Origin of the sequence: Polyangium sp. 6x1 (assembly GCF_029946515.1) — a bacterium.
Classification (GTDB): domain Bacteria; phylum Myxococcota_A; class Polyangia; order Polyangiales; family Polyangiaceae; genus Polyangium.
This window is the reverse complement of record NZ_JARZHH010000025.1, coordinates 43,183-59,273: the sequence shown is the minus strand read 5'-3', so window position 1 is coordinate 59,273 and position 16,091 is coordinate 43,183. Positions and strand designations below refer to the sequence as shown.

Annotated in this window: 16 protein-coding genes; 11 read left to right on the top strand and 5 right to left on the bottom strand. The window is 68.3% G+C overall.

The window, feature by feature from the left end:
- Positions 1-185 precede the first annotated feature (185 nt).
- Positions 186-743 carry a ribosome recycling factor gene (gene frr / locus QHF85_RS23350; RefSeq protein WP_281329493.1) on the top strand — a complete coding sequence of 186 codons (558 nt, stop codon included), beginning with the start codon at positions 186-188 and terminating at the stop codon, positions 741-743.
- A gap of 198 nt (positions 744-941) precedes the next feature.
- A complete protein-coding gene (locus QHF85_RS23345; RefSeq protein ID WP_281329492.1) occupies positions 942-1,790 on the top strand; it encodes a Stp1/IreP family PP2C-type Ser/Thr phosphatase in 849 nt (282 codons plus the stop codon).
- Between the two features lie 64 nt (positions 1,791-1,854).
- Here the strand turns inward: QHF85_RS23345 and QHF85_RS23340 are convergent, their stop codons facing one another.
- The 5 genes from QHF85_RS23340 to QHF85_RS23320 all read right to left on the bottom strand — a co-directional run bounded on the left by QHF85_RS23340 (position 1,855) and on the right by QHF85_RS23320 (position 7,984).
- Positions 1,855-2,400: a hypothetical protein gene (locus tag QHF85_RS23340; protein ID WP_281329491.1), complete on the bottom strand. Its 546-nt coding sequence runs from the start codon at positions 2,398-2,400 to the stop codon at positions 1,855-1,857.
- A gap of 106 nt (positions 2,401-2,506) precedes the next feature.
- Entirely contained in the window at positions 2,507-3,673 is a 1,167-nt protein-coding gene (locus QHF85_RS23335; protein ID WP_281329490.1) for a cystathionine gamma-synthase, read from the bottom strand.
- A gap of 15 nt (positions 3,674-3,688) precedes the next feature.
- Positions 3,689-4,546, bottom strand: a complete 858-nt coding sequence (locus QHF85_RS23330; protein ID WP_281329489.1) for a protein kinase — start codon at positions 4,544-4,546, stop codon at positions 3,689-3,691.
- A gap of 11 nt (positions 4,547-4,557) precedes the next feature.
- Entirely contained in the window at positions 4,558-5,739 is a 1,182-nt protein-coding gene (locus QHF85_RS23325; protein WP_281329488.1) for a hypothetical protein, read from the bottom strand.
- Between the two features lie 10 nt (positions 5,740-5,749).
- The gene (locus tag QHF85_RS23320) at positions 5,750-7,984 is read right to left on the bottom strand and encodes a DVUA0089 family protein (protein WP_281329487.1); all 2,235 of its coding nucleotides are present in this window, start codon (positions 7,982-7,984) and stop codon (positions 5,750-5,752) included.
- 170 nt (positions 7,985-8,154) lie between these two features.
- Between QHF85_RS23320 and QHF85_RS23315 the strand changes: the two genes are divergently transcribed.
- The 9 genes from QHF85_RS23315 to QHF85_RS23275 all read left to right on the top strand — a co-directional run bounded on the left by QHF85_RS23315 (position 8,155) and on the right by QHF85_RS23275 (position 16,086).
- Positions 8,155-8,508, top strand: coding sequence for a sigma-70 domain-containing protein (locus tag QHF85_RS23315; protein WP_281329486.1), 354 nt, complete (start codon positions 8,155-8,157; stop codon positions 8,506-8,508).
- Positions 8,509-8,525: 17 nt separating this feature from the next.
- The gene (locus QHF85_RS23310) at positions 8,526-9,014 is read left to right on the top strand and encodes an LptA/OstA family protein (RefSeq protein WP_281329485.1); all 489 of its coding nucleotides are present in this window, start codon (positions 8,526-8,528) and stop codon (positions 9,012-9,014) included.
- Between the two features lie 161 nt (positions 9,015-9,175).
- Positions 9,176-9,784, top strand: a complete 609-nt coding sequence (locus QHF85_RS23305) for a hypothetical protein (protein WP_281329484.1) — start codon at positions 9,176-9,178, stop codon at positions 9,782-9,784.
- 204 nt (positions 9,785-9,988) lie between these two features.
- On the top strand, positions 9,989-11,203 hold the full coding sequence (locus tag QHF85_RS23300) for a cytochrome P450 (protein ID WP_348652756.1): 1,215 nt from the start codon (positions 9,989-9,991) through the stop codon (positions 11,201-11,203).
- Between the two features lie 2 nt (positions 11,204-11,205).
- Positions 11,206-11,856: a TetR/AcrR family transcriptional regulator gene (locus tag QHF85_RS23295; RefSeq protein WP_281329482.1), complete on the top strand. Its 651-nt coding sequence runs from the start codon at positions 11,206-11,208 to the stop codon at positions 11,854-11,856.
- Positions 11,857-11,895: 39 nt separating this feature from the next.
- Positions 11,896-12,093, top strand: coding sequence for a ferredoxin (locus QHF85_RS23290; RefSeq protein ID WP_348652757.1), 198 nt, complete (start codon positions 11,896-11,898; stop codon positions 12,091-12,093).
- Between the two features lie 72 nt (positions 12,094-12,165).
- Complete coding sequence (locus QHF85_RS23285) at positions 12,166-13,077, top strand: alpha/beta hydrolase (protein WP_281329480.1); 912 nt, start codon at positions 12,166-12,168, stop codon at positions 13,075-13,077.
- Positions 13,078-13,297: 220 nt separating this feature from the next.
- The gene (locus tag QHF85_RS23280; protein WP_281329479.1) at positions 13,298-15,637 is read left to right on the top strand and encodes a PAS domain S-box protein; all 2,340 of its coding nucleotides are present in this window, start codon (positions 13,298-13,300) and stop codon (positions 15,635-15,637) included.
- Positions 15,634-16,086, top strand: coding sequence for a response regulator (locus QHF85_RS23275; RefSeq protein WP_281329478.1), 453 nt, complete (start codon positions 15,634-15,636; stop codon positions 16,084-16,086). Before QHF85_RS23280 ends, QHF85_RS23275 begins: the two co-directional genes overlap by 4 nt.
- The last annotated feature ends 5 nt before the right edge of the window (positions 16,087-16,091 follow it).

Here is a 16,091-nt window from a genome sequence, read left to right as displayed (position 1 = left end):
GTCAGCGGGCAGAGGCGGCCCGCCTCGCGAACGAGGGGATCCGGCCTGCCTGGCCTTGCTCGGCGCGGGCCGTCGGGGCCGCCCTGTTCCTCGGTTCCGTGCGCGGGGCCCCTCCGCAACTGCCCCCTCCTGCACAAAAGAGAGCTAAGCTCGCCCCCGCCGCACGAGACCGAGGAGAGACCGGCATGCTGGAAGACGTGTTGAATGATTTGCGGACAGGCATCGAGAAATCCATCGAGGCGCTTCGCCGCGATCTCACGCGCGTGCGCACGGGCCGCGCCCACGCCGGGATGCTCGATGGCGTCCGCGTCGACTACTACGGCGTCCCGACGCCCCTCCACCAGATGGCCACGGTGAGCGTGCCCGAGCCTCGCCTCATCACGATCAAGCCCTGGGAGAAGAACCAGGTGAAGGCCGTGGACAAGGCGATCCGCGAGAGCGACCTGAACCTGAACCCCCAGGTCGACGCCGACCTCATCCGCATCCCGATCCCGGCGCTCACCGAGGACCGGCGCAAGGAGATGGTCAAGCTGACCAAGAAGTACGGCGAGGAGGCGCGCGTCGCGATCCGCAAGCACCGCAGGGACGCGAACGAGCTCGTCGACACGCTGGACAAGGACGGCGAGGTCAGCGGCGACGACGCCGATCGGACGAAGAAGAAGATCGAGGATACGGTCGCCGAGGGCATCAAGCAGGTCGACGCCGTCATCGCTCACAAGGAAAAGGACATCCTGGAGGTGTAGGCGTCTCCAGAGGAGGCAAGAGGAGGGGGAACGCATGGCCCAAGGCAGCCGAGATCCAAGGCGCTCGCCGCTCCGCGGCGAAGACCACGCGCGGCACGCCTTCCACGCCTCGAGCGTGGAAGACGGCTTGACAGCGGAAACGCTGCGTGAAACCGTAAAAATCGTCGGTTTTGACCCGGTCCCAGGTTGCCGAGGTTTATGCGCGCATTTGCTTCCGGGATGACCGATGTCGGTCTCCAGCGCGATCACAATGAGGACAGCTACGCTGTCCTCCAGGAGTTCGATCTGTTCATCGTCGCCGATGGCATGGGGGGCCATCGCGCCGGCGACGTGGCCAGCCGACTCGCGACCGACTCCATCACCGAGTTCTTCCGCTCGACGGCGAACGACGACGCGACCTGGCCGATCCACTTCGACGCGAACCTGACCGAAGACGAGAACCGCCTGCTCAGCGGCATCATGGTCGCGAACCGGCGGATCTTCGAGCGGAGCATCCGTTCGCGTGAGTGCGCCGGCATGGGCACCACCGTGGTCAGCGCCGTCTTCTCGCGCCGGCGCAACCGCCTCTACGTGGGCCACGTCGGCGACAGCCGCGCCTACCGCGTCCGCGGCGGCACGATCCAGCAGCTCACGCGGGATCACTCGCTGATCAACGACTACCTCATGGCGATGCCCGAGCTCACCGAGGAGCAACGGGCGGAGCTGCCGCGCAACGTGATCACCCGCGCGCTCGGCATGCAGGACAGCGTCGCCGTCGACCTGATGAGCGACGAGCCGCACCTCGGCGACGTCTACATCCTCTGCTCCGACGGCCTCTCCGGCATGGTCACCGACGAGCAGATCCGCGACATCGTCGCGTCCTCGCAGGACACGTCCGAGATGTGCAGGCGCCTCATCGCGAAGGCGAACGAGCTCGGCGGCGAGGACAACATCACCGTGCTGGCGATCCGCTTCCTGCAGGACGACGTGGAGTACGGCGACGAGCCCACGCTTCAGGTCCCTGCGCACCGCATCGCCGTGACCATCGGCGACGACAGCGATCGCTGAGCTCCGGCGTCACGCCCCCGTCTTCACCCCTCTCCCACGCGGGGAGAGGGGCGCGGGGTGAGGATCACTGATCGCAGTTCTCGAGGATCACGTGGCTCTCGGAGATGCCACACTTGCTCTGCGACTCGACGACCTCAGGGCACTCGAACGAGACCCAGAGTTTGCCTCCCGCGACGCCCTCGCCCGTGCCTTCCTTGAAGTAGAAGTTGCACTTCGCCGAGCTGAACGCGTCGCCGGCCGTCCGGTCCGACCAGAAGGCGAACGACCCGGCCGCGGGGCTCATCTCCGTCGCGCCCACGTTGATCGCGGGGATCGACAGGTTGATCCCGTCGCTGCCGAGCGAGATCTTCGCGCTCACGTTGAACGGCCCGGCGCCCGAGACCGAGCAGCTCACGCTCGCGCCTTCCACGCCGTCGATGAGGACGGTCGTCTTCTTCGTGTCGGTGATCGCGCCCGCCTCGGACCGGTGCGACGCGATCGAGCAGTCGGCGCCGGTGTCCGTGAACTGGACGTTGAACGCGCCTTGGGGCGTGGGGGGCACGGGGTCGCTGCAACCGCCGAGGAAGGCGAACGCGACGAGCGGGAAAGCAAGACAGGCAACGCGCAGCATCGAAGGTCTCCCTGGTTTCCGCGGCGCGCCGATGCGCCGTCGCCCCAGGTTCTACCGCATTTCGGGCCCGGGGGCGTAGCTCCGGCTACGCCCCGGATGTCGACCCTCAACCGAGCGCGTGTTCGAGATCCTTCCAGAGATCGTCGACCGCTTCGAGACCCACCGAGAGCCGCACGAGGCCGTCGGAGATGCCGAGCACCTTGCGCGTCTCCTCGGGGACCGACGCGTGCGTCATGATCGCCGGGTGCTCGGCGAGCGACTCCACGCCGCCGAGGCTCTCCGCGCACGAGAAGATGTGCAGCCGCTCCAGCATGGTCCGCGCCGCCGTGAGCCCTCCCGCGACCTCGACCGAGATCATGCCCCCGAAGCCGCCGCGCATCTGCCGCGCCGCCACGGCGTGATCCGGGTGCGACGCGAGCCCCGGGTAGTGGACACGCTCGACGCGCGGATGACGCGCGAGCCGCTCGGCGAGCGCGAGCGCTGCCATGCTTTGATGACGCACGCGCACGGGCAGCGTCTTCAGGCCGCGCAGCACGAGGTAGCAGTCGAACGGGCTCGGCACGCCGCCCATCGCGTTCTGCAGGAAGCCGATGCGCTCCGCGAGCTTCGGGTTCGACGTCACGATGGCCCCGCCGACGACGTCCGAGTGCCCGTTCAGGTACTTCGTCACCGAGTGCACGACGATGTCCGCACCGAGATCGAGCGGGCGCTGGAGCATGGGCGTGGCGAACGTGTTGTCGACGACGAAGGTGATCTTCGCCTCGCGCGCGACCTTCGCGAGCGCGGCGATGTCGAAGACCTTGAGCATCGGGTTCGTCGGCGTCTCGATCCAGAGCAGGCGCGTCGAGGGCCGGATCGCCGCGCGCACCGCGGCGGGATCACGCATGTCGACGAAGCTCGACGAGATCCCCATCGGGCCCATGACCTTGTCCATCAGGCGGAACGTGCCGCCGTAGACGTCGTCGCCGCAGAGGATGTGCGCGCCGGGCTCGAGCGTGTGCAGGAGCGTCGTCGTCGCCGCGAGACCGCTGCCGAAGCTGTAGCCGTGCATGCCGCCTTCGAGGGCGGCGAGGCACGCTTCGAGCGCGCGGCGCGTGGGGTTGCCGCTGCGCGAGTACTCGAAGCCCTTGTGCACCCCCGGGCTCTCCTGCGCGAACGTGCTCGCGAGCACGATCGGCATCATCACCGCTCCGCTGACCGGATCGGGCTCCTGACCGGCGTGAATGGCTAGGGTGTCGAGGGAAACGGGGAAGGGCGCGTCCTTGTTCTTCATCGTGATCGCGCGACTCTAGCGCAGGTCTGGCGCACGTGGCACCGGAGCGAGCGCGCCCGCCAGATCCCGCGCCGACACGCGCCGCCGCGACGGATCCGGGTCGAGCGCGTCGAACAGCGCCTCGCGCTCCTTCGCCTCGAACGCCTCCGCGCGAAGGACGAGCTCGCGCCGCAGCCCGCGCGTCGCCACCTCGGCCAGCATCGCGGCCTCCGTGTCGGCCTCACAGAGACGCTCGCCCGTCGCCAGGAAGAGCAGCGTCGCGGCCATCGCGTACACGTCGGTCGCTTGCGACGGCTTCGCCTCGCCCGACGCGATCTCCGGCGCCGCGTACGGCAACGTGCCGCGATCGTCCGTGTCGAGCTCGGCTTCGAGCCCACGGAACCGCGCGGCGCCGAGGTCCACGAGCCGCGCTTCGCCGAGCGGACCGAGCAGCACGTGCGCGGGGCCGAGATCTCCATGCACCACGTCGAGCGGGCCTGCCTCGTCGGCGAGCGCGTGGATCTCGGCGAGCGCTTCGAGTGCCTGGATCGCCACGTGCCTCACGAGCGTCCTCGGCACCCGCGCGCCTCTCTCCTGCCACCCGCGCACGAGCGACGACACCGACATCCCGACCGCGAACGTCTCCAGGAAGAACGGCCCTCGCGCGTCGTTCCCCACGCGCACGAGCGACGGCAACGCGGGGTGCTCGATCATCGACAGGAGCCGCGCCTCACGCACCATCGCCACGCGTCCTTCCCGCGCGGCGAGCGCGCGCGGCACGAGCCGCTTGCACACGAGCTCGCGGTCGCCCTCGCGCACGAGGGCCACCTCGAACACGCTGCCGCCGCCCAGCAGGCGAACGAGCTCGGTCCCTTTCGGCGCGAGGAACGACACGTGAACGATCCCTAGCGTGGCACGTCGAGCCGGACCCGATAGATGCGCGTGGGCCCGCCTTGTCCGTCGATCCAGCGGGGCTCCTCGTCGCCCTCGAGCGGGCTCGTGTAGTTGTAGACGTCGTACGCGCCTTCGCCTGCGGGCACGATCGAGGCGAAGCAGGTGTCCCCGCGCGAGGGGAGGTCGAGCTCGAACGACACCGTCAGCGTCTCGGGATCGACGCGCCAGAGCGAGCAGCGCTTCGGCTGGAACGAGTACTCGACCGCGTAGACGCCTGCTTGATCCGAGAGCGAGAGATCGTCCCGATCGAGATCGAAGTTGCCCGTCTCCGTGAGGTTACGCCGACCGATGAGCCAGACGTCGTCGCCGCTCCGGAAGAGCAGCGGCGAGTCGTACTTCTTCTTGTCGGGCTTGCAGTCCCAGGTCCCGAGATCGGCGGCCTTCGCGCGGCAGATCTTCGAGCCGAAGCCGAGCGCGTCGCCGGCCTCGTTGCGCTGCACGGCGACGAGATCGCCATGGGCGAGGAGGACAAAGTCCGTTTCGGATCCGCCTCCCTCCTGCACCACCGGTCGCCCGGGCACGAGCGGCTCGAACGTCAGACCGTCCTCGGTGCGGAGCAGGTGGATCCGGATCGGCTCGCCGTCGAAGTCGTAGATGTTCTCGCCGCCGACGTACCCGACGAGGTACGCGGCGCCGTCGATCTCCTTCGCGCGCCACGGGATGAAGCCCGGCTCGTAGAGCTTCGCGGGTTCGCTCCACGCGCCGCCCTCGTAGGTCATGGCCATCATGCCCTGCGGCTCGAAGTCGAGCGGGTTCGAGCCGAGCACCGCGAAGTAGAGGACGAGCTTTCCTTCGAGCGAGAGAAAGCGCATCTCGCGCAGATCGGTCCCCATCGCCACGTGCGTCTCGTAGCGCCAGGTCTCCTGGTCCTCGCTCGACACGACGTAGAGCACGGTCTCCGCGCTCGCGAAGTGGCTCGGCGCCGTGCGGAACGCGAGGTAGACGCGCCCCTCGTGCCGCACGACGTCGAGGTTGTTGTTCGCGTTCTGCGTCTCGACCCCCGCGGGCGGCGCGGCGAACGGGACGACCTCGCGGTAGCCCTCGATTCTCGCGCCCGCGGGGTTCACTACCTCCTCGGGGCTGCAGCCCGCGAGGAGCGCGGCCGTCACGACGAAGGACGAAGCGCGCAGCATGGCGACCGCTTCACTGGAGCGTCAGGCTGAGCTGGTATCCGGAGATCTTGTCGTTGTCGTTGTAGTCGTGGACGAGCACGTAATACGTGCCCGCCGCGAGGCTGCCGAGCGCCGCGTCGTTCGCCTTCGACATCGACGAGCAGCTGTTGGTGCCGTCGTCGTCATCCTCCACGAGCAGCGTGCCGGTCGCGTCGAAGAGCTGGATCACCGTGTCGAAGTCGCAGGCGTTCGCGTTGCCGATCGTGTGCGTCGCGAGCACCGGGCTCTTGCCCGCCGGCAGGTCGAACGCGAAGTAGTCGACGTCGGCGAGCGGATCGATCTTCCCGTACCAGCTCGTCGTCATGGGCCAGGCCGGCGTCGCCGTGGCCGTCGTCCCGTTCGGCTCGACCTCCCACGGCGCCTCGGCCATGCACGTCGCGCTGCAGCCGTCGCCGGCGGTCGTGTTCCCGTCGTCGCACTGCTCGGGCGGGTTCGAGAGGATCCCGTCGCCGCAGCCCGGCGCCGCCGCCCTTACTTTGAGCACATACGAAGCCTGCGACTCGTCGTTCAGGTACTCCTCCACCATGACCACGTACGTGCCGACGGGCAGGCTCGTCGCGGCGCTGTCGAGCACGGGGTTGATGAGGGAGCACGAGTCCACGCCGTCCTCGTCGTCCGACACGATGAGCTGGTTCGTGGGCGAGTAGAGGTAGATCTTCGAGTCGAAGCCGCTCGGGCAGCCGCCTTGCCCGTCCGTCACCTCGATCGTCACGCTCGATCCCGGCTCCGTGACCTGGAAGCTGAAGTAGTCCTGGTCCCCCACGGGCATGATCGACGCGACGACGCCGTCGTACCCGACGAGCGAGTTCGCCTTGTTGTTCGGCTGGTTCGCCTCCATCTCGGTCAGGTAGTTGCCTTCGAGCTGGCACGTCGCCGAGCAGCCGTCGCCCGCGGTCGTGTTCCCGTCGTCGCACTGCTCGCCGACCTGCACGAACGTGTCGCCGCAGCCGGGCGGCGTGAGCTTGTACTCGAGCACGTACGAGGCCTGCGCCTCGTCGTTCAGGTACTCCTCGACCATCACCGTGTACTTGCCCGCGGGCAGGTTCGCGACCTCGGCGTCGAACGTCGGATCGAGCAGCGAGCAGCCGTCGATCCCGTCGTCGTCGTCCTGCGCGAGCTCCGTCCCCTGCGCGTTGTAGAGGTAGATCTTCGAGTCGAACCCGCTCGGGCAGCCGCCCTGGCCGTTCGTGACCTCGACCCGCAGGCGGGTGCCGGCCACGGGCACGTCGAACGTGAAGTAGTCCTTGTCGGTCGCGGGCTGGATCGCGGCGACCACGCCGTCGGAGCCGGTGAGCGAGTTCGCCTGGCTCTGGGGTTGGTTCGGCTCCACCTCGGTCGGGTAGTTGCCTTCGAGCTTGCAGTCGGGCGCGCAGCCGTCGCCGGCCGTCGCGTTGCCGTCGTCGCACTGCTCGGCGCCCTGCACGAGCCCGTCGCCGCAGCCCGGCTCGACGAGCTGGATGTCGGTCACGTAGAAGGGCAGCTGCGAGAACGTCGCGCTCTCGACCTGCACGAAGTACGTGCCCACGGTGAGGTTGCCGAGGGCCGGGTTGGCGGCGGGCAGGAGCTGCGAGCAGGAGCCGGGCCCGCTGTCGGTGTCCGAGTCGAGGAAGCCGTCCGGTCCGGAGACGCGCACGAGCGTGGCCACGCCGGCCGGGCAGCCGCCCATGCCGTCGCCCGTCGACACCTTGAGGCCCGTGCCGGCCACGGTCACGTCGACCGAGAACACGTCGACGTCCCCCGTCGGGTAGATGGATGCCGTGAACCCCTTCGTGCCTGCGGCGAGCGGATCCGCGGTCGCGGACAGGTTGTTCTGCTCCGTCTCCGCCGGGTAGTCCGCCGTGCCCACGGGCGGCTCGAACCCGCCTCCCGAGCCGCTCGAGGACGAGGACGACGACGACGAGGAAGAAGACGACGACGAGGAAGAAGACGACGACGAGGAAGACGACGACGACGCGCCGCCGACGCCGCCCATGCCGCCGACGCCGCCCATGCCGCCGACACCGCCCATGCCGCCGACGCCGCCCATGCCGCCGACGCTGTCGACGTTTCCGGTGCCGCCCGAGCCGTTGTCGTCTCCGCCTTCGCCGCCGCCGCCGCCTGTGTTGACGCTCGTGGCGCAGCCTTGGAGCGTGGCGGCGGCGAGGAGCAGGCCTGTCGTCATCGAAGCGAGCGAGGTCGTGGACAAGAGACGGCGGCGTTGGTTCATCGGAGCGTTCCTCGTGGACTGCGGAGGAGAAAGGACACTGCGGCGAGGCCGTTCGGCCTGCCAAGCAGACTCCACGCTTACGGTAGCCGACGGGCCGACGCAACGGCCGCGCACGGCCGAGGCATGCGCCTTCGGATGCAGTGGGCGCGCGGACGTGCCAAGACCGTCTCGTGCGCCCCGTGATCCAGAGCATCATCGACGAGCTGTACGCGCGTCATCACCGATCGGGTCGAGTCGACCTCAACGACATCGCAGAGATCATCGGCCCGCGTGGCGTCTCGTACGAGGAGGTCGATCACATCGTCGATCGCCTCGAGGCACTCGGACTCGTGGTCGGCGAGGCGATCGACGCGACGGAGGTCACCGTCATGAAGCGCGTGCTCGGCGCTGCGCGATCTCTCCGCGCTTCGCTCGGACGGAACCCGACCATCGCGGAGATCGCCCTCTCTTCGGGCCACCCTGCGCACGTCGTGCGGCGCGCGCTCGAGCGAGGCGTCTCGCCGCGCGTGGTCAGGAGCTACTAGCCTGATAGAGTGAGGCCGTGCCGTTCGGCCCGCGCCTCTCCTTGGCTCTCGCGCTGCTCGCGACGACGATCGCGCCTCGATCGCTCGCCGAGCCTCCGAAAGCCGCGCCGCCGCCGAAGGAGGCGGTGGAGCTCTCCGCCGATCAGCTCGACATCGACATCGCGGCGAAGCGTGCCGTGCTCGAAGGTCACGTGCGCCTGACGAGAGGCGGCCTCGTGGTGCGCGCGCCGCGGGTGGAGGTTCGGTACGACGAGGTGCCGAACGTGACGTGGGCGAAGGGCACGGGTGGGGTCGTCGCGGAGGTGAAGGGCGTCCGCGCGGAGGCGCCCGAGGTGGAGATCGACCTCGGCAAGCAGATGCTCTCGTTGCGGGGCGGCGTGCGTCTCCAGCGAGGGGCGGGGTGGATCAGCGCGGAGAAGGCGACGATCGATCTCGTGAGCCTCAAGGTGTCGCTCTCGGACGTGAAGGGGGCGATGCCGGTGCCGGAGGGCGCGGAGAAGAAATAGGGCCGCGACGCCCCTGACAGCGCTGTCACGACACGGTCCGTGTTGTCGTGGTCCTGGCGGTGCTCAGGCTTTGATTCACGTCGCGAGAACCCACCGCTTTGCCCTGGGCACGGCACGTGCAAAGCGGCGCGCGCATGACATTAAAAGCGTGTCTTGGGCTTGTGATCGTTGCATTTGCGATCGCGACGGGTTGTGGGAATGAGCCGGAAAAGGGCGTGACGGGCGGGGCTGGCTCGGGCGGCGCCGGCGCGGGCGGGGCTGGCGGCGGTGGCTGCGCGACGTTGCCGGTGGCCGAGGACGGTGAGCTCTGCGTCGCATCGTCCGCCTTCGGCGGGCTTTACATCGACCAGGTGGAGAAGCCCGACGGATATTCGATCATTGGCTTCGCGGAGCCGGATTCGTGCGCGTATTTCCTCGAGGTGGAGAACGTGCTCGAGGAGAATGGGACGCCTGTCTCCTTTTTGAAGGTGGAGCTCCTCGGCGAGCTCCCCGGCACCTGCAAGATCAGCGCGGGGCCCGATCTTCCCCCCGTTCCGCACGACGGGAGCTGCGTTGCCATCGTGCGAACGCGGCGCTTCTCGGCTGCCGGCAAAGAAGACTTGATCGCGGACAGCGGCGAGGTGGTCGTCACGCAGGTGGATGCGTCGACGCTCGAGGCGAATATCGAGGCGACGATCGACGGCCGCCCCGTGAGCCTCGCGATCGCGGCCCCGCACTGCAAGGCCGTATGCGCGTGCACGGCCAATCTCGCCAATTGCCCCTGCTTCTGAGACAGGACGCCACGCCGAGCCGGGCGCGCAGGGCAGCCAAGCGGGCGACGAGCGCTCCCATCGCGACGTGTTAGTGACAAGGCCAACTGTTTTACTGTGAAAACAGTAAGCAGATGCACTGTTGTCGACCCTCCGAGAGCAAGTTTAAGTCGCTTGACTTCGTAAGTCGTGTGCCTTAGACCTGGGCGTGGAGGTCGTCTTCCAATGAGCAGTGAAAGCAACGATCAGGTCTTGGATTATCCTCTCCGTGCCCCGTCGGCTCTGGAGCCGCCTGCGGAGTGGGATCAGTTGCGCAAAGGGTGCCCGGTGGCCCACGTTCGGCTGCCGAGCGGGGACAAGGCGGTTTTGCTCACGCGATACAACGATGTCCGCGCGGTGCTTTCGGACCCGCGGTTCTCCCGCAACCTCGCGCAGGAAGGCGCGGCGCGCATCACGACCAACGAGGGCGGCAGCGTCTTCGAAAACCCCGATGCGGCGTCCCTCTCGGGCGGCGAGTCGCATCAAAGGTGGCGGCGGCTCATCAACCGCGCGTTCACGGTGAAGCGGATCCAGGCGCTGCAGACGAAGATCGAGGCGATGGCGAACCAGCTCGTCGACGAGATGGTGAAAAAAGGCCCGCCCGCGGATCTCGTGAGCGATTTCGCGTTCCCGCTGCCCGTCTGGGTCATCGCCGATCTGCTCGGCATCGCCGTGGATGACCGCGACAAACTCGCGTACTGGTCCAATGCGATGCTCACCATGACGCAGTTCACCCAGGAGGAGGTCAACAAGGCCCAGATGGAGTTCGCCCATTTCCTCATGGGCCACATCGCCGCGAAGCGGGCCCAGCCGGGGGATGATCTGCTCAGCGAGCTCATCACGGCCACCGACAAGGATGACGTGCTCACCGAGCGCGAGCTGATGATGACGGCTCAGGGGATCCTGGTGGCCGGGCACGAGACGACCTCGAACATGATCGGGAAGATGATGTCGATGCTGCTCTCGGATCGAAGCCGCTGGGAGCGGCTCCTCGCGAATCCTTCGCTCATTCGCACGGCCGTGGAGGAATCGCTGCGCTTCGATGCGAACATGGGCTTCGGTTTGCCCCGGTTCATCTCCGAGGACACCGAGGTCGCGGGCCAGTCTCTCCCGCGCGGGACGACCGTGATCTGCAGCATGTCCTCGGCGAACCGCGACGAATCGTTCTTCGAAGGCGCGAGCGAGATGAAGCTCGATCGTTCGCCGAACGCGCACATCACCTTCGGCGCGGGCGCGCACTCGTGCCTCGGGCAGGCGCTCGCGCGGACGGAGCTCCAGACGACGCTGCAGGTGCTCGTCAAGCGGCTACCGACGCTCGATCTCGCGGTGAAGCCGGAGGAGCTGCCGCGGCGTGAAGGATTGCTCGTCGGCGGAATCGAGAAGGTTCTGGTACGCTGGTGAGCATGACCGGCTCGAGGGTGAGGCAGACGCACGGGAGCGAGACGCGAGAGGTCATTCTCGCCGCGGCGGAGAGGCTCTTCGCGGAGCACGGCGTCGCGGCGGTCTCGAATCGTCAAGTGAGCGAGGCGGCCGGACAGGCGAACAACTTCGCGGTCGGGTACCACTTCGGGACGAAGAACGACCTCGTGCTCGCGATCGTGCGTCGGCATGCCCCATCCATCGAGCGGCGGCGCGAGGAGATGCTGGAGAAGATCAAGGGATCGGATGCGCTTCGTGACTGGCTCGCCTGCCTCGTCTTGCCGATCACGGAGCACCTCGCGTCGCTCGGGAGCCCGAGCTGGTATGCGCGGTTTCTCGCGCAAGCGACGACGGATCCGGCTCTGTGGCGGATGATGCACGAAGAGACGGTCGCCTCGGCGTCGATGCGGGAGACGACGAGGGCGTTCGAGCGGCTCTTGCCGATCTTGCCGGCGGAGGTGCTCGAGGAGCGGGCCGACATGAGCCGGCACCTCATCGTGCACATGTGCGCCGAGCGGGAGCGGGCGCTGCAAGCGGGGACAGCCACGCCGCGCGCCACCTGGGAGGACGCGGGCGCGGGGCTCGTCGACGCGCTCGTCGGGCTCTGGCTGGCCCCGTTCACGAAATCGAAATGAGCGTTCGGGACAAATAAAGGAAGAAGGTTCGTCATGGGAATGCGCGTGCTCGTGGAATATGAAAAATGCTGTGGCGCTGGGCAATGCGTGATGGTCGCGCCGAAGGTCTTCGATCAGCGCGATGACGGGATCGTCGTGCTGCTCGACGAGACGCCGCCGCCGGAGCAATACAAGGCGGTGCAGGAAGCGATCACCGTTTGTCCGGGCGCGGCGCTGCGGCTGGAAGAGAGCGCATAACGCCGGCTCCTTCCCGGGCCATCACCGTGGCCGAGACGGACGCTCGGCCACGATGAAACCGAAGGAAACGCCATGAGTAACTTCCATCCTGATCTGGCCCTCGTCGCGCGCTTCTTGCCCCGCATCACGGCCGGCCCTCGATTCTTGAAGGTCATTCGCCGGCTCGCTCGCGACGCGGGCGCGCCTCGCAGCACCCCGGGCGTGCGTGCGTCCCTCCGTGACATTCCGGGCGCACGGACGGCGCGCGTCTTCGTGCCCGACGGCGCCACGCGGCCCACGCCGGCGATGTTGTGGATTCACGGCGGCGGCTTCATCCTGGGCTCGCCCGCGCAGGACGACGTGGTGGCGACGCGCTTCGCGCGCGAGCTCGGGATGACCGTCGTCGCGCCTTCGTATCGTCTCGCGCCCGAGCATCCCTTTCCCGCCGCCATGGACGACCTCTACGCGACGCTCACGTGGCTCCACGCGAACGCCGAGGCTCTCCGCGTGCGTACGGACCGCATCGTCATTGCGGGCGCGAGCGCCGGCGGTGGGCTCGCGGCGGGGCTCACGCTCCTCGCGCGCGACCGGAAGGAGATCCCCGTCGCATTCCAGCTCCTCGTGTATCCGATGCTCGACGACCGGACGGTGGGCAAGACCATCGACGGCACGAATCATCGGCTCTGGAATGCGGAGAGCAATCGCTTTGGATGGACGTCGTATCTCGGACGCGAGCCTTGCGGGGCGGACGTGCCGGCGTACGCCGCCCCTGCGCGCGCCGAATCCCTCGCAGGCTTGCCGCCCACCTGGATTGGCGTGGGGACCTTCGACCTCTTCCACGACGAGGACGTCGCGTATGCAAAGCGACTCGAAGCCGCCGGTGTCCCCGTCGATCTGGAGATCGTCCCGGGCGCCTTCCACGGATTCGACGTGCTCCGGCGCGCGAACGTCGCGAAATCGTTTTTCGAGCGGCAAATCGCGGCGCTGCGCCGCGCGCTCGTCTGACCACGCGGGCCTCGCCCGGCCCGCGGCGTACGCCGTCCCGAGCGTCGCTCGACGCATGCCACCACAGTCGGGTCCCGGCGGGATCGTCGCCGAGCGGATGGCCGCTACCGCGCGACGAAACGGCTGAGCGCCTGCACCTCGTCCCCGACCTCTTCGAGGAGCACACATCCCTTTTGGGGGAGTTACCTTCACGGCCGCGCGGGCTACGTACAGGCATGAAATGTTGTACGATGCCCGATCGAGCTCGCCGGTCTGGTCGACCCCGGACGGGAGCACGAGCTCCAAGCCACCTCGTGAGCGGATAGGCAAGCGGCTCCTTGCGCGGTATGGCGTGGCCATCGCGGCCGTCGCCGTGGTGACGTTGATCCGCGTCGCGCTCGTCCCCGTGCTCGGGGAGCATTCCCCCTTCCTGATCTTCACCCTGGCCGTCATGGTCGCGGCCTGGTACGGCGGGCTGCGGGCGGCCATCCTCGCCACCCTCCTGGGCGCCCTCTCGGCCACCTTTTTCATTCTGCACCCGCAGTTGTCGCTCGAGCTCTCGATGGCGACGGCGCGGGCACAGCTCGTGTTCTTCTTGTGCACCAGCGCCGGCCTGAGTTATTTGACGAATTTGCTTCACCGCGCGCTCGCCCGCGCCGAGGTCGCGGAGCAAAAGGCGCAGGCGAGCGAGGAATGGCTCCGGGTCACGCTCCGCAGCATCGGCGACGGGGTCGTCGCGACCGACGAGGTCGGGCGCGTCGCATTCATGAACCCGTCCGCGGAAAAACTCACGGGGTGGGGAGTCGCGGACGCCGTCGGCCGCCCGCTCGCCGAGGTGTTCCACATCGTGCGCGAGGCCGATCGGGGGCCCATGGAAAACCCGGTCACGCGCGTCTTGCGGGACGGATCCGTGGTCGGGCTCGGCAATCATACGCTGCTCATTGCCCGCGACGAACGGGAATATACCATCTCGGATTCCGGGGCGCCGATCCTGGACGACGCCGGCCGGGTCCGCGGGGTCGTGCTCGTGTTCCAGGACGGGACGGCCGAGCACGAGGCGAAAAGGCGGCTCGCGGCGAGCGAAGAGGAGTTCCGGGAGGCCTTCGAGCGAGCCGGCGTCGGCGAGGCGCAGGTCGAGGTCTCGACCGGGCGATTTCTACGCGTGAATCACATGCTCTGCGAAATCACGGGGTGCACGGCGGACGAGCTCGCGCGAATGACGTTCTCCGAGCTCACGCACCCGGACCACCGAGCGGCGGATTGGGAGCGGTTCCAGGCGGCCGTCCACGGGGATCGCCCGATGTTCGAGAGCGACACACGGTTCGTCCGCAAGGATGGGCGTGAAATCCAGGTGCGGGTGACCGCGACCCTCCTTCGCAGCGCGCAGGGCGAGCCGCCGCGGGCCATGCTCGTCTTCCAGAACGTGACGGAGCGGGCCGAGGCGGAAGCGGGCCTCTCGGAGCGAAAAGCGCTCCTGCGGGCGGTCACCGATTCCACGAGCGACCTCATCTACGCAAAGGACGTCCAGGGTCGGCTCACGCTCGCGAACCCCTCCACGCTCAAGGTGCTCGGCCGGACCGAGAAAGAGGCGATCGGGCGCCGCGATGCCGACTTCGCCCCGCTACCCGAGCAGGGTCGCCGGATGACCGAGCTCGATGAGCTCGTCTTCAGCACCGGCCGGGAGTTCACGGAGGAGGAGGAATTCGGCCCGCCGGGCGCGATCCGGACCTATTTGACGACCAAGGCCCCGCTCCGGGACGAGAGCGGGGCCTTGGTGGGCCTCGTCGGGGTCTCGCGCGACATCACGGCCCGGAAGCAGACGGAGGAGGAGGTGCGCCGGCTCAATGCCGAGCTCGAGCAGCGGGTGGACGAGCGCACCCGGGCGCTCTCCGAGGCGAACGCGGAGCTCGAGGCGTTCTCCTACACGATCGCCCACGACCTCCGGGCTCCCCTGCGGAACATGCATTCCCTCGCCGACGCCCTGGCCGAGGATTATGCGGAGGACCTGCCTCCCGAGGCCCGGGAATACACCGAGCGCATCGTGGCGGCCGCGGTCCGGATGGACGACCTCATCAAGGACCTCCTCGCTTATGCCCGGCTGACGCGAGAGGCGATTCGATTGCAACCGCTCGACTTGGACGACGTGCTGACCGACGTTCTCGGACAGATGCGGCCGGAAATCCGCGAGCGAGGGGCCGAGGTGAAGGTGGCGTGGCCGCTCGGCTGGGTCGTCGCGCATCGGCCGACCCTCGGGCAGGTGATGACGAACCTCCTCGGCAATGCGATCAAATTCGTGGCAGCGGGCAAGAATCCGCTGGTACGCGTGTGCTCCGAGGACCGCGGCGAGCGCGTCCGGCTCTGGGTCGCGGACAACGGCATCGGCGTCGAGCCCGAGCACCGGGAGCGGATCTTCCGGGTCTTCGAGCGTCTCCACGCGCAGGAGGCGTACCCGGGCACCGGCATCGGCCTTGCCATCGTGCGAAAAGGCGCGGAGCGGATGCGCGGATCGTGCGGGGTGGAGGCCCGCCCGGGCGGGGGGAGCCGGTTCTGGATCGAGCTGCCGAAGCAGGAGTCCGTATGAGCCTCGACAACCTCTGCGTACTCGTGGTCGAGGACGACTCGACGGACGTGCTCATGATTCGCCGCGCCTTCAGGAAAGCCGAGCTCTCGTGCCCGCTCCACATCGTGGACAATGGCGACGCGGCCGTCGATTACCTGTCCGGGCAGCCCCCCTACGACGACCGCCGCTCGAACCCGCTGCCGGCGCTCGTCTTGCTCGATTTGAAGCTGCCGCGGCGCTCCGGGCTGGAGGTCCTCGAATGGCTGCGGAGTCAGCCGGGGCTCCGGCGGCTCCCGGTCGTCGTGCTGACGTCGTCGATGGAGAGCACCGACGTGCGCAAGGCGTACGACCTCGGGTGCAATTCGTACCTGGTCAAACCCGTCAGCTTCGAGGGGCTGCTCGACGCGGTGAAGGCGCTCGGGGCCTACTGGCTCATGCTCAATCGGCGGGCGGACACGGAGGTCGCCTGAACGCC